Source organism: Microcystis aeruginosa NIES-843 (assembly GCF_000010625.1).
Lineage (GTDB): Bacteria > Cyanobacteriota > Cyanobacteriia > Cyanobacteriales > Microcystaceae > Microcystis > Microcystis aeruginosa.
In genome coordinates, this window is record NC_010296.1 from 3137027 (window position 1) to 3150943 (window position 13917).

14 protein-coding genes and 4 pseudogenes are annotated in these 13917 nt (G+C 38.6%); 9 read left to right on the plus strand and 9 right to left on the minus strand.

Features of this window, described 5'->3' with window-relative positions; genetic code table 11:
• Positions 1-204: 204 nt before the first annotated feature.
• The 4 genes and pseudogenes from MAE_RS14925 to MAE_RS36115 all read left to right on the plus strand — a co-directional run.
• Positions 205-927, plus strand: coding sequence for a PEP-CTERM sorting domain-containing protein (locus MAE_RS14925; protein ID WP_012266335.1), 723 nt, complete (start codon positions 205-207; stop codon positions 925-927).
• Between the two features lie 165 nt (positions 928-1092).
• Positions 1093-1347, plus strand: coding sequence for a hypothetical protein (locus MAE_RS14930; RefSeq protein WP_012266336.1), 255 nt, complete (start codon positions 1093-1095; stop codon positions 1345-1347).
• A complete protein-coding gene (locus MAE_RS14935; protein WP_012266337.1) occupies positions 1348-1683 on the plus strand; it encodes a type II toxin-antitoxin system PemK/MazF family toxin in 336 nt (111 codons plus the stop codon).
• A gap of 51 nt (positions 1684-1734) precedes the next feature.
• A pseudogene (locus tag MAE_RS36115) lies at positions 1735-1839 on the plus strand (PEP-CTERM sorting domain-containing protein); the annotation flags it as partial.
• A 110-nt stretch (positions 1840-1949) separates the two neighbouring features.
• Here MAE_RS36115 and MAE_RS14940 read toward each other — a convergent pair.
• The 3 genes from MAE_RS14940 to MAE_RS14950 all read right to left on the minus strand — a co-directional run bounded on the left by MAE_RS14940 (position 1950) and on the right by MAE_RS14950 (position 4546).
• The gene (locus MAE_RS14940) at positions 1950-2417 is read right to left on the minus strand and encodes a type II toxin-antitoxin system VapC family toxin (protein WP_012266338.1); all 468 of its coding nucleotides are present in this window, start codon (positions 2415-2417) and stop codon (positions 1950-1952) included.
• A complete protein-coding gene (locus MAE_RS14945; RefSeq protein WP_012266339.1) occupies positions 2418-2681 on the minus strand; it encodes a hypothetical protein in 264 nt (87 codons plus the stop codon). It abuts the gene before it with no gap.
• Between the two features lie 827 nt (positions 2682-3508).
• A complete protein-coding gene (locus MAE_RS14950) occupies positions 3509-4546 on the minus strand; it encodes a fatty acid desaturase (protein ID WP_041804141.1) in 1038 nt (345 codons plus the stop codon).
• A gap of 298 nt (positions 4547-4844) precedes the next feature.
• On the opposite strand from MAE_RS14950, the gene MAE_RS14955 reads away from it, so the two are divergent.
• Positions 4845-5885, plus strand: coding sequence for a DNA cytosine methyltransferase (locus MAE_RS14955; RefSeq protein ID WP_012266342.1), 1041 nt, complete (start codon positions 4845-4847; stop codon positions 5883-5885).
• Here the strand turns inward: MAE_RS14955 and MAE_RS35115 are convergent.
• Positions 5878-6108 (minus strand): HNH endonuclease, encoded by a 231-nt coding sequence (locus MAE_RS35115; protein ID WP_231859626.1) that lies wholly within the window; start codon positions 6106-6108, stop codon positions 5878-5880. The genes MAE_RS14955 and MAE_RS35115 overlap by 8 nt on opposite strands.
• A gap of 365 nt (positions 6109-6473) precedes the next feature.
• Here MAE_RS35115 and MAE_RS14965 point away from each other — a divergent pair.
• Positions 6474-7046, plus strand: a pseudogene (locus MAE_RS14965) (helix-turn-helix domain-containing protein); the annotation flags it as partial.
• A gap of 34 nt (positions 7047-7080) precedes the next feature.
• Here MAE_RS14965 and MAE_RS14970 read toward each other — a convergent pair.
• A protein-coding gene (locus tag MAE_RS14970; protein ID WP_125730587.1) for an ISKra4-like element ISMae18 family transposase occupies positions 7081-8132 on the minus strand; the annotation gives its coding sequence in 2 pieces (ribosomal slippage) (positions 7081-7976 and positions 7976-8132; 1053 coding nt in all).
• A gap of 93 nt (positions 8133-8225) precedes the next feature.
• Here MAE_RS14970 and MAE_RS29840 point away from each other — a divergent pair.
• A pseudogene (locus tag MAE_RS29840) lies at positions 8226-8705 on the plus strand (IS630 family transposase); the annotation flags it as partial.
• Here the strand turns inward: MAE_RS29840 and MAE_RS14980 are convergent.
• On the minus strand, positions 8702-8935 hold the full coding sequence (locus tag MAE_RS14980; RefSeq protein ID WP_231859627.1) for a hypothetical protein: 234 nt from the start codon (positions 8933-8935) through the stop codon (positions 8702-8704). The pseudogene MAE_RS29840 and the gene MAE_RS14980 overlap by 4 nt on opposite strands.
• A 441-nt stretch (positions 8936-9376) precedes the next feature.
• Here MAE_RS14980 and MAE_RS29850 point away from each other — a divergent pair, with 441 nt between their 5' ends.
• Complete coding sequence (locus MAE_RS29850) at positions 9377-9607, plus strand: hypothetical protein (RefSeq protein ID WP_231859628.1); 231 nt, start codon at positions 9377-9379, stop codon at positions 9605-9607.
• A 191-nt stretch (positions 9608-9798) separates the two neighbouring features.
• Here the strand turns inward: MAE_RS29850 and MAE_RS14995 are convergent, their stop codons facing one another.
• From MAE_RS14995 to MAE_RS15015, 3 genes and pseudogenes are all read right to left on the minus strand, one after another.
• Positions 9799-10065, minus strand: a complete 267-nt coding sequence (locus tag MAE_RS14995; protein ID WP_012266348.1) for a hypothetical protein — start codon at positions 10063-10065, stop codon at positions 9799-9801.
• A gap of 110 nt (positions 10066-10175) precedes the next feature.
• Positions 10176-11585, minus strand: a pseudogene (locus MAE_RS29855) (IS4-like element ISMae7 family transposase).
• Between the two features lie 519 nt (positions 11586-12104).
• Entirely contained in the window at positions 12105-13454 is a 1350-nt protein-coding gene (locus tag MAE_RS15015) for an AAA family ATPase (RefSeq protein WP_012266352.1), read from the minus strand.
• Between the two features lie 246 nt (positions 13455-13700).
• Between MAE_RS15015 and MAE_RS36120 the strand changes: the two genes are divergently transcribed.
• Positions 13701-13886, plus strand: a complete 186-nt coding sequence (locus tag MAE_RS36120; RefSeq protein WP_002754073.1) for a hypothetical protein — start codon at positions 13701-13703, stop codon at positions 13884-13886.
• The last annotated feature ends 31 nt before the right edge of the window (positions 13887-13917 follow it).

Genomic DNA, 13917 nt, shown 5'->3' on the forward strand with positions numbered 1-13917 from the left:
AAATTTATTAAATTGTATCAAAAAATACAATTGTGGGGGGGGGGGGGGAATGTGTATTGTTGTCTTTGCTGACCCTTTAGGGTTAGGTAAAACTGCTGGTTAACTTGGCTGCTAGAAAAGCGATCGTATCAATTTACTCTTTGCCAACTTTGCCAAAAAGCAGTTAAATCCCACTAACAACTTCAATGTCTTGAGGCATCTATCATGGTATTCATTAAACTTGTCAAAAATTCTATTGGGGGAGCCGTACTTATCAGTTTGGCAACAATAGGTACTGCTAATGCTCTTCAAATTACACCTATCAGTTATGATATGGAAAATGGAGGCGGAGGATTGTTTAAATACTGGGACAAGAAATATAATGGCACTGGAAACACGTCGCTAGATTATGCTCCTCTCAGCGGAGGAGTTGGAGATCTAACTGATGGCATAATTCCTACACAAAACTGGAATGTTGTAGAAAATGCAGAGGGTACAGGACCTTATGTTGGTTGGGAAAACCGGAATCCTGTCATTACTTTTAACTTTGCTGGCACAGTAAAGTTAAACTCAGTTACTGTCCATGTGGATGACTCAAATGGTAATGGTGGTGTTTCCGTACCGCAAAGTATATTATTAAGTATGGGTAGCTCTAATTACAATTCGGGAACTCTTACTGATCCGCCTAGTGCAGCGCCAACATCCTATACTTTTTCAGGATTAAATTTTAGTGGTAGTTCCCTACAACTTACTCTAAATCGACGCACTGCGTGGGTCCTTGCCAGCGAAGTTACTTTTGATGGCGAACTTTTGGGTGTCCAACCAGTTCCCGAACCCACTTCTACTTTAGGCTTCCTCGCTCTCGGCACTATCGGCGCAGCTTCAACCCTGAAACGCAAACTAAAATCATCCAAACCATCAGAAAAAGAAACCACAAAAGTAGGCTAAATTGCCCACTAAAATACCATAAATGCCTCTTCATTCGGTCAGTTGAGGGGGTATTTTTTGTGTATTGTTTATTGTCTATTATTTAATTGCTGCTAACTAATTGACAACAAGAGCGTTTTTTTATGGTAAAATAGTTGGCCTAGTGTAAATATAGTAAAAGTTGAAATGTCTGTCACCCATATTAATAATCTTCAAGACCAGATTTTGCAAAGTATTAAGACTTTACCGCTAGAAAAACAGCAACAAGTCCTTGAATTTGTCAAATCCTTACAAAGAAATTCACGTTTTCAGAAATGGGACAATATTTCAGATGCAGAAGCACAATCGTTACAAAATGAATTTGCTCAAGAGGATATTAGCTTTTCAGAAAGTATTTTACCCGATTATTTATCTCACCTTAAACAAGAGGATAAGGAATAAATGCGAGGCGATATTTATCTAGCTGATTTGAATCCGAGTCGTGGTTCAGAACAAGCTGGTATTCGACCTGTTATTATTGTCCAACATAACAATATTGATCGCTTCACTAGCACTGTTGTTGTAATTCCATTAACCAGTAATTTACGTCGCGCACAAATTCCCGGAACAATGGTTATTCCCGCAGGACAAGGAGGCTTAAATCAGGAATCAGTAGCCTTATGTTATCAAATTGTTGTTATTGATAAACAACGACTTCAGAGACAGTTGGGGACACTTTCTTCTAGTTATTTACAGCAATTGGAAGATGCTACGCGATACACATTAGATTTAACATAAAACCCTAATATGAATGTTTAATTAGTTTAATTTTCTGTCTGGAAAACTTGAACTTTAAGTCTCCTGGTAGTCAGTACACTCGGCGCAGGTGCAACCCTGAAGCGCAAACTAAAACCCTCCCAATCCATTGAAAAAGAAACCAGAAAAGTAGGCTAAATTGCTTCTAAAAATACCATAAACGCCCCTTCATTTACTCCCTTGAAGGGGATTATTTTTTCCACCTTTTTAAACTCTAAAAATTTCAGAGTTCACAGCTTATCGCTTACTTAAGACGGATGATTATTAGGATTTTCCATCAGCAATCCCTCACTGATCACAGCGACATTCAATTCATTATCTGCCGAGACAAAAGTGATAGAAGGTAAACCACTAGCTAGGCAAAGTGTATTAACAGCACAACCTACTGCTAACTGGATTGCGTCATAACCTCTTAAACCATAAGTTTCCGCTAATACCATTCCTGAATTAATTATACTTTCGGTAATTTCAATGACTTGATAATCTTTAAGCGAGTCCTTTCTCAACTGATGAACTATTGCCGTTGCATCCGTAACGCTAATACTTCCAGTGCGGGATCTTCGCGTAATAGCAGCCACAATTTCTACCTTGGCGATTGCGGCAATAAATATTTCATTATTTAAAGCAGCAGCAAATAATCCCAATACCCACGCTGAACCGGTTTCGCTGATATAACGCTTGACCAAGGCACTACTATCTAGGAAATAAAGTGCCATTTAACGGCGTTCCTCAATAATCGTTTCTGAAATAGGTTTTCCCTCGATTTCAATCAATCGTCGCTCAGTTATCGGTTGAGATGAAGGACGCTTAATCTGCTTGACTAATCCAGCATCAAGAAGAGATTGGTGAAATACCGCTTGTTTCTCAGCTTCTTCTTTATCCATAAGATGCTGTTGAATCGTCTGATTAAGCAGCTGAAGTTCTTTTAGCTCAAGAGTCTCAAGCTGATTCAAGATTTGAGTAAGGATTGCCTGTGTCATAATCTGCTACTTTTTTTGCTGTCTGAGTAATTAATATTTTATAGCAAAGTTATAATTGAGTTAGTACAATGGACAGTATCATAAAAATTCACTCTTTAGACCTGCTTGATCGTAAATTTTTAGATTCTAGGCGCTTAATATCCTCTTGCCAGTAGCTGTTGAAAAGCAAAATGATCAAATCCTAGAGAACCGCTTGGATATTTGTTTGATTCTTGGCCAATTCTGCCAATGTCATTCCCTTTGTAAGTCGTTCAATTTCACTGCATCAGCTTAATTCCTTGCCAATAAATCAAATAACTGGACTTCCCCCGTATAAACATACTAGCTATGGCTAAAAGTCTTATAGAGCCTGAGTTAAAGCCATATAATACTAATGGACTACTGGACACAAACTCCTGAAGTCCTTACGCTGATAGGGTTTGAGGCAAAAATTTTCAAATTTGACCTTTCGACCATTATAGCTTGTTTCGGGGCAGAAAACCAGCAAAAACATGGCTACAGAGGGAATCGCTGACTCTAGAGATTAATGACACCATCTGTTACAATGAGGTTAGCGATCACTATACAGCCAACTCTACGGAATCGCTCTACTCCAGATACAGTCAACGGTACAGCCATTTTCAAGCGAAAAATGTACCCAGTAGTGGCTTGTCAATTTTTTCTGAGAAGCTCCATGCAGTAAGGGTTTTGTTGATTTTTTAGTATTTCTGTATGGGGGAAGTCCAGAAATAAAGACAAAGACTTTATCCCCAGTTTTGGCAACTATTCTCGGTGTGAGAGGAGGAGGCAGATTTTGCTGCCGTTTCCTCCTGATAGCTAAGACAGGATCAGTTTTTGCGGTAAAAAATCTTACTGCCTTGGTCACTGACAAAATGACAATTGCGGTAGGACAGCCAGAGAGATTTGAAAATCGGTTCTTTCGAGACGCGATAATAGTCTCCTAAGACGGGACGGATGGCCTCGGTTGCTTCTTGGAGATGATAGTGGGGAATAGTAATAAAAATATGATGGGCGACGTGAGTACCAATTTGGTGATGGATGGGATTAAAGATGCCATAATCGCGATCGATGGTAGAAAGCGCCCCTTTGAGAAAGTACCAGTCTTGACCGCGATACCAGGGAATATCATCTTCGGTGTGGTGTAGGAATGTCACTAGGTCTAACCAAACCACAAAGACGATATAGGGCATGATGTAGTAGTTAAACAGAAACCAAAAGCCTTGGCTGATACCCACCCCGATTAATAGACCTAACATAAAGGTACAGCAAAAGGTGCTAGTCAGTACCTGCCACCGTTCCGAGGGGCGAAAGAGGGGGCTTTCGGGCATAAAATGGGACCCCTGTTTATTAGGGGAACGACGGAAAAGATAGAGGGGATAAACAAATAAAATTAGCTGAAAACGAGCTAATTTTTCGTACCAAGCCATATTGTTATACTGGGTTTCCGTGACGGGATACCAACTTTCATCGGTGTCGATATTGCCGGTATTAGCGTGATGGGTGCGATGACTGATGCGCCAACCGTGGAAAGGTACGAGAATGGGAGTATGACTGAGATGACCGATTAGGTTATTTAACCAACGATAACGGGAAAAGGAACCGTGACCGCAATCGTGACCGACGACAAATAGGGCCCAAAACATGGTTCCCTGCATAAACCAAAAAAGGGGGAAGAACCATGCTTGATTAATCTGGTAAGTTATCCAGTAAAGTAGGGTAATGATGCCAATATCAAAAAAAAAGTAGGCTAAAGAGCGAAAAACGCTTGATTGGAAGCAACGGGCTGGGATAGCTAGACGGACATCCTGTAGGGTAAATGGCAAAAATTCTCTTTTTAGGGAGGGTTTAGGTAGGGTTTGGGACACTAGGTTATAACTCAAGATAGATGACAGGGCAGTATTGACGAAAGCTTGAGAACTAAACTTTTCTGTTTCTCGATGCGCTATCTTTTCTCTATCTCAGCTAGGAGCGGATAAGACCGAGCGATCGAGCGAATTTCGTCTAACTCACCAGAATTATATTGTAGGGCTTAATGTAACTTAACAAAAGCCCCTAGGGAAAGTGAATCACATTCTCCCCCTGTCTGTCCGTCTGTCCCCTTGGACATCTAGTACAATAATATCTGAGAAAATAGATAAGACTCTCGGTTATTCAATCAACATTATGAACGAGTTACCTATTCGTCCAGCTAACAAAAATTTTACCCATAGTCGCTTGACTTTTGCCGATTTTTATGCGGGAATTGGTGGCTTTCGTCTCGGTCTTGAACAAATCGGTTGGCAATGTGTTTTTAGTAACGAAAATAACCCAGATTGTGTGAAAACCTACAATCACAATTTTCATGAATCCATAAAACCGCAAGATGTTGAAGCTTTAATTCCTAGCTTACTTCCCGATTTTGAGGTTTTTTGTGGGGGATTTCCCTGTCAGCCATTTTCCAGAGCAGGACAACAAAAAGGTTGGCAAGACAGTCGCGGACTAGCCATTCAGGAAATTATCAGAATTTGCCATGAAAAAAAGCCTAAAGTTATCTTTCTTGAAAATGTTAGTAATATCGTGCGCTTAAATCAAGGGCAGATATTAAAAGATATATTAATCCAGTTAAAAGAAATAAATTATCTGGCTTTTTATGCAGTTATCGATAGTAAATATTTCCAAATTCCTCAATCAAGACCTCGCTTTTTTTTATTGGCTTTCCGAAAGGATTTAGGAATTAAAAACTTTCAATTTCCCCAACATTGCCATGCAGAAGTGGGTATTGAAAAAATTATTGTTCCAGGGGATTATTCAATTCCCATATCGGGAAAATGGCAGCAGTATATTGATTATTATGCTGGCAGAATTAATGCCGAACAATTATCTTTTCAAATGCCAAAAACAAGAATAAGTATTGAAAGGGCAAGTGTTAATGTAGATTATGATAATTGTATTTATCAAATGAGATCTAGTGGCATCCGAGCAATTTCTATCCAAAAACCCTTTCCTACTTTTGCAGTTAGTGTTAGCGGTGGTGGTGCCATGATTCCAGTGTATAGCAAGGAAAGAAGACATTTAAGTCTCTTAGAAATAAAAAGATTAATGGGATTTCCCGATGATTATTATTTTCCTGTTTCTCGCACCGCTGCTATTAAACAACTTTCTAACGCTGTCTGTCCCCCAGTCATTAAACATATTGGTATAAATATTACTAAATCACTTAATTAGCTCGATTTAACCGGTCTTCAATATTTTCTTGAGTGGGGAAAATAATCTTAGTTACTTCAGGAAAAGCTAAGACGCATTCTGAACATTTATCAGGAGCATAGTTACAAAGATTACAGATTTGCCATTTGCATTTATTACAATAGAAGCAGAGAGCTTGAAAATTGTCATCGGCACTATTTCCACCTTTTTCTACGAGAATCCGATGATCCCAAACTAAACGCACTCGATCCCTAGCATAGGTATTTTGATTAATATTTTCTTTCTTTTTAAGAATTGAGCCAGAAAAATTACATTTATTTTTTTGTTGTTCTAAGATATTTCTCTGAATTAGGGATGAGGGAGGTGTTCTAATCGGTGGTTTAGTAGTGGTAAAAAGTCGTTGATGATCGGAACTATCTAAAATATACTTTGCACGGCTATAACTTGCATTTTTTACTCAAAGACAATAATATATAGCGGTTCTCGCATCTGTGCGGCACACTTAAACCTTTGCTGATTAAGCTGTTCAGGATCGGGAATGTACCTCTTGTGAATCAGAAACGCTATAGTTTAAGAGTCATAATTAGAAGCAAAGCACTCATTAAAAACATGATTAACCTAGAATTCACGGAAGAAGAAAAGAACTCACTGTATTATGAAAGATTTCATCATCCCCATCCCCGGGTTCAACTGAAGATGGAAGTTCTCTGGTTAAAGAGCCAAAAGATACCGCACCAAAAAATTTGTCAGTTAGCAGGAATCTCGCCAAATACCTTATTAACCTATCTTCGAGATTATGAAGAAGGCGGAATAGAAAAATTAAAAGAAATCAACTTCTATCGCCCTAAAAGTGAATTAGAGTCTCAAAAAGAAACGCTCAAAAAATACTTCGAGAAAAATCCACCAGCCACAATAAATGAAGCTGTATATAGGAGAGAAGAATTAACGGGAATAAAACGAAGTCCTACCCAAGTTAGAAAATTTTTAAAATCAATGGGAATGAAATGTTTAAAAGTAGGTTCTCTTCCTTCTAAAGCTGACCGGGATGAACAAGAGGACTACAAAGAAAAAAAGCTAGAACCCAGACTAAATGAGGCTAAAGAAGGAAAAAGGGCTGTTTTTTTTGTTGATGCCGCTCACTTCGTCATGGGAGCATTTCTCGGTTTTGTTTGGTGTTTTGAGGGGAGCATCCCAGTTTTGCAATGAGTAAAAATACTCAGGCAATATCGCCGTTGAGATAAGCACAACGTAGCTTCAAATACTGAGGAACATTCTCTGCTTTCCATTGTGCTCCCACAATTTTCATTCTTGCACCTATTTGCTTAATCTTTGACTCTACACTTCCAGAACCGATGCAAATCCCTTGTGATTGATAGAGTTCGTAATTGGGTATTCTTTCTCGATGTTTATCGACATATTTGGTGAAATTTATAGCCTGTTTCTTTTTGCATCCCTCTAATTCCTCTAAAACTCTTTTCACCTCTCCTTTCCATAAATTCTCTTTGATTCTATTCAGACGCTTGTTTGACCCGCCTATTTTCTTCATATTCTCTACTAAATGATACCAATCCAATATTTCTCTCCTTTTAACACCGATTTTCTCCATCAGATTCCACACCCCATCATGACCATCTCCTAAACAGGTGACTACCTCTGTTAAGGGCTGACGGTTCACCCATTCCAGTAATTCTTCATTTTGCTGAAAAAATCCCGCACATTCTTGACCATGCAGACTTACTGCTTTGTAATCTCGACCTTGACTCGGTTGTCCTTTGGGCGTTCTGATTCTGACTTTTCCGACCTCTACACTCAATGCTTCTACCGGACTCTTTGCTTCTGCTTCCTCAAATTTATATCTTTGTACAAGCCTCTGTTGACTACTGCCTGAAACTGCCATTCCTGTCGCCATTTTGATAGCTTTTTCCGCATCTTCAAAAGAGACTTTAGCCACTGCTCCTAAGCAACATTTCTCCAGCATGGGACTTAATCGATTATTCTTGCTTAATCCTAGTTTATCGGCTTGTTTCTCGCTTATCTTGACTTTCCCTATGATACTGCTTACGCTTTTGGTTCGCCCTGCTTGGGTTCCTGTTGCTGATTCAAAAAAAAATTGCCTATGGCAGGACCCAATGTAGTCAGCCAATGGTCTCGCAGGGCGGTTTCAATGCCCTCAAAGCTACGTAGTTGTTCTTCTGGGGTATTATCGACTAGAATTTGAGCAATGGCTTTTAAATGTTGATCTAGTTGTTCTTTTTGGTCTGTATTCATGATTCTACCGTTTAATTGTTTCTCTTTATTTTGCCTTAGCTAACGTTTTTAGTCTCTAAGCATTTATACTTATGGCAAAATTGGGATGCTCCCTGTTTTGAGAGACTTTTTGTTAAGTCACCGAGCGGGCGTAAACGCTTCAATGTTTTAGGAGCATTAAATGCAATAACTCATGAAGTTATTCTGGTTACGAATGACACTTATATTACAGCAACTCAAGTCTGTGAACTCCGGTCAAAAATAGCTGCTTTAGGAATAACTATTCCCATCACTCTAGTCTTAGATAATGCCCGCTATCAAAAATGTAAAATTGTTGAAGAATTGGCTCTTTCTTTGTCAATAGAGCTACTCTATTTGCCGTCTTATTCGCCTAATCTAAATTTAATTGAAAGGCTGTGGAAATTGGTCAAAAAGAAATGTTTGTATGGTAAATACTATGAAAACTTTTCTGACTTTTCTTCAGCTATTTATGAATGTCTGAATGATGCCCACCTGAAACATAAAAAAGAACTGGATTCCTTGCTCACTCTACGATTTCAGAAGTTTAATAAATCTCAGATTATGAACGTCTAAAGTATATATTTTTGACTGCCTAATCTTTTTTGTCCTGGGGGAGCATAAATAAAATTAAATCCCTCTTCATTCCAAAGTTCGCTAAAAGGTTTATTAGCATCAGCATAGGAGTCTTGAATTAAATTTTCAGGAATTTTACCCTTGAGTGTAGTTTTTATCTCTTGTAAATTATTGGTCGCATTAGTTAGATCGCTCTCACAACCTTCTCCATACCTAATCAAAGTTAGCAAAGCAGCAATAGTTCTTTTTTTATATAAAATAATTACTCTGTTATCATTAAAGATAATGGTTCTTCGTTACTTGGTATGGTTCGATAGGGGGGCATAAATCGACTAAATCCTTATCTGGCAAGAGACTTAATTGATTAGTTCGCTCTAGATAAAAAACAATTGACAAAAATCGCTAAATGCCTTTCTATATAAGGGTTCCATCCCTTATAACCCCCGTCCATTGCATAACAATTACCGAAGAGCCAAGATAATTAAATATCCTTTTTCCTGAGGATTCTTGGTAATTTCCCTAATATCTTCTAACTTGATCCCACTCATCTTAATACCTCTAGAGACTACAGATAACTGGCTGTTAAAAATTGTCAGATACCCCCGCCTATCGGCACCCCCCTTATCAAGGTGAGCAGGAGGGATCAAAGACAAAATCTATCTTCAATTTAATTGAAACCACCTACTTATATTTATCAAATGAGGTCTAGTGGCATCCGAGCAATTTTTATCCAAAAACCCTTTCCTGCTTTTGCGGTTATCGTTAGCGGTGGTGGTGCCATGATTCCAGTGTATAGCAAGGAAGGAAGACATTTAAGTCTCTTAGAAACAAAAAGATTAATTTTCCTGTTTCTCGCACCGCTGCTATTAAACAACTTTCTCACGCTGTCTATCTCCCAGTAATCGGTACCCTGCCGATGGTTGTGAGTGTGATTATGAGGAATCCTCCGAAAAGTGTATTTAAAAATATTAAATAATTTTCCATGATGATGAGATAAAACCGACATCATTCCTAACAAACATTTTGCCCCATGATATCGGGAGAACCTTACATGACAAGGGAGTAGAGTGGAGTTCTCTCCTGTTGACTCTGATCACGCTAAAATCCTGTAGCCACCTTGCCACCTTGCATTAAACTCTTGTTTACTGATCCGGCTATATTCACCCTTATGTTCCTTATATTGTGATGTTAAGGTACCCCAAGGGTCGTGGGCTATCCAGTCTTCAGCTTTTTGGTCAATCAGCATAATAATATGGCCACCAGAAGGATTTGTGATCGGACCTTTATGCAATATGTTCACCACAACAGGAAAACCAGCCTCTACCAAGTCCTCAACAAAGGGTGTATCCCTATCAGTCATCCATTTAGTATTGAAGCCGTACTGCTTTATCGCCTTGGTCTGAACCTATCCATTAGTCACATCTTTCTTAACATAAAATTTGACAAAAAGAGAAAAGTGTGCCAGATGGCTCAAGGGGGTTCTATGGGGGAACTAATTTGATGCGATAGTTTCCAAGTCTGGCTGATATCATGTAACCTTCGCAGTCCCAACCAAATAGTTTTAACACCTGGTTCACCGTCGCCTTTTCTACCTAAAAACCCCCCAAGAGAAGCAATCATTCTGACTGCTTCCCTAAAGGAGGGCGGCTTTTCAGGTGGCGGACTCTTTTTCTGAATAGTGGCACACAAAGATTGCCATTCATGTTCTTCCAAAAAACTTTCACAACTCTCCTCTCCGTGTAAGCGTGCTTGATAGGTTAACCAAAGTAATCTCCAAGCTACAATTGAATAGGTAGCTAAAGCCATCTCAATTCTCCGACCCGTTTCTAATTGCAGTTTTTCTAATCCACAACCACTTTTTAAAACAAAATGATAGCGTTCTATTAACCAGCGATAACTATACCAGCGCACACAGGTTATCGCCGATTCAAAGCTACTAATGTCTAGGCTAGTTAAGAGGAGCCAACTGATAGGATTAACTCCGGGACGCGGATTTTCTTCTTCAGCTAAAATTACCTGTAATTTGACCGGTTGACGAGGGTTCGCTTTCGAGTGATGCTTAGGTACTTGTATTTCAAAACTGGCAAATCTAACTGTTAGTTTAGCTAGTCTAGCCTCGTGATTAGGATTGCGTTTTACTTGCACATCTAGGCTACCACAGGCTTTTATTTCTCTGATGGATTGATGTAAATATTTAGGCTCTGGATGCCCTGACTTTTGCTTGTCTTCGAGATAGTTAACTTTTCGGTTATGAGTTCCTCGGATTAATAAATGAGAGTTAGGACTTCTTGATTGGGCAAATAAATCAAATATGTCTGCCTCACAATCTCCGATTGTTACTACTTGAATTTCTTCGGGTATTTGTTGTTGTGTTTCTGATAAAGAATCTAACCATCTTTGACTTTCTTTTTCTTGGGTTTCTCTTTTTTTGCGTTGCTTGGCAATCCCTAAATTCTTTTCTTCTCTTGCCCAGACCTATTGATTAATCAGTCCTAAAGGTATTCCTTGCGGTGACACTCCTAATGTGGTATGAACTTTGAGACCAAAGGATTTTTTATAATCTAGATAACCCATTCCTTTTTTGGCTTTTTGCGTCGTAAAGTCTAAACTTGTTGTGTCTTGCACTGCCAAAACTATTGGATGTTCTTTGATTCTTTCTACTGTACTTTTGGCTTGGGCGGCAATTAGATCTGAGGGGTGAAAATAGGGGGAATTCCAAAAGTCGTAGGTGGCACTCGCTGCGGCTAGATTTCCCGAAGCTTGTGGCACACTTGTACTAGGTTGGCTGGCCAAGTTTTCTACGATACTGATTAACCTTTTCTTTCTTCTGGTGTCCCCTAGGTCTGCATACTGTAATTCTTGGGCTGCCCATTTCTCCATTTTTTTGCTTACCTCCACCTTAATTCCTTCTTTCAAAACTATACCTATCAATCGTTTCCCCTTTTTTTAAGTTTCTTCTCTTTTTGTTAAGAAAGATCCGACTAATGGATAGCTTATCAAGGGGGGCAGGGGGGATCAAACCCCCCTTATCAAGGGAGATCCCCCCGCCTACCGGCACCCCCCTTATCAAGGGGGGCAGGGGGTATCGGCACCCCCCTTATCAAGGGGGGACTAAGGGGGTATCGGCACCCCCCTTATCAAGGGAGATCCCCCCGCCTACCGGCACCCCCCTTATTAAGGGAGATCCCCCCGCCTACCGGCACCCCCCTTATCAAGGGGGGCCGGGGGGATCGAACCTAAAATCCATTTTTAATTTAATTATAACCAGCCATTTATTATCTCAAGAATAATCTCACAGATCGCTATCAATATCGCTGATTGCCTCTAATGATTACCAATCAGTTTAAGAGGTTGGAAGGGTTCTTTTTCAGACTCGATCTCCTCTAAAAAATATTACAATCAATCGCTTTTGATATACGCTTTAAAAATAGATGATAATTGAAATCGGTTTTGCTCCCTTTGAATTAAATAACGTTGTTGCAAGGATTGTAAACCATTGATTAAATCACTGGCGGATAAATCTAGGTTATTTTTTAACTCCTCTCTAGATAAAGGTTGATTAACTTTACTTAATTCTAAGGCGATTTGTTGAGCAAGGGGAGAACAGCGACCAAAAATTTGTTTTAAATGAGACTGCATTTTTTTTGTAATAACTAAGCTATTTTCTGCCAAGAAATCGTTAACCTTGCCATCAAAAACATCTTTAATCAAAACGGCAATATCGGTTAAATAAAAAGGATTACCTTCGTATAATTGAATTAATTCTAACCATCTTTCTTCATCTTGTAAACCTTTATTTTCAAGAAAATTAATCGCTTCAAATCCTGATAATTCTAAGCATTGAATAGGAGAACTTTCTTGATTAAGATAGTTCATTTCTGCCGATTTTTCTTGACTAATGAGAATAAAATGGCTCTGGTGTTGGATTTCTGCGATCAGTTTTAAAAAATGTTGATAACTACTATATTCAGGTTGATAATTACCCGCCATTTGACCAACAGCAAAAAGATTTTGAAAATCATCTAAGACGATTAAACATTTATGATTGCTTAGAACTTCTAACAATTGCTGGATTTTATTATCGGTGCTTTCTTTCGGTTCTTTTTGGCAAGTATTCAATAAATCATTTAGCCATAAATCTAAAGACTTAGGAAATTTTAAACTTTTCCAAATCACCACTTCAAATTGTTCTAAATTGAGATCAATAAATCGTTTAACTAGGGTGGTTTTTCCTATTCCCCATAATCCCAAAACGGCAATTAAGCGAGTATTTTGCTTAAACACCCAGTTCGAGACTGTTGCGAGTTCGTTTTCTCGATCGTAAAAATCAATAATTTGAGGAGCAAGGGTTAGATCATGATATTTTGATTCAGATTGAGAGTTATTATTACTATTTAAGTCATTTTCGTTAGACAATCTTGTATTTTCTGTAGGACAAAGATTATTATTATTGCCATTAATACTATAAATATTAGAATTTTTTAATGATTTAATATACACTCTTTCTAAGACAGAACGGGAAGTAGATTTTTTTATATCTTTTTCTAAAACCTCTGATAAAAGCTTCCATAATTTAGCACCTTCCTCTCTAATATGAGTCTCACTGCGGTGATATTCGTTACCTATTTCTTGATAACTCTGTCCTTGCCAACTCCCTTCAAAAATAGCCTTCTGGATAGTATTTAGCGGCTTTTTATCTCGCTCAATAAGGCGTTCATCAATCAGTTGTAAGACTTCCGTGATATTCATACAATCGACACAGCAAAAGACTTTTGGGTATTATAGCCCAACTAAATCCCACTTTTTCCAATTTTTAGAAAAATTTACCCGACAAAACTCCCGATAAAATCCGATGTTTAGGGATTGTCACTTTTTGGAAGCGTTTGGCATGATGGAATGTAGTTAAGCAAAACAGACCTAAAACTAACCATATCTAACTCAGCGACGCTAGTTCTAAGTATTATTGCTTATGTCTCAGTTTAACGTAGGTATTTTATGACGAAGTTCGTTTTAGACAAATATGCGCTCGATTCTAAAAAATCAGAAGCTAAGGCAAAAATCGTCGGTTCATTGGGTTCAAATGCCTCAATTTCAGGGGATCAGATAGAAGTACCCAGTTATGACGCGAGTAAAGTGGTTCAGATTTTAAGTCAAGTTGGTATCAAGTATTCGGGGGGTTAATTTAGGCGACTGTTACCCTAACGCCTTATGT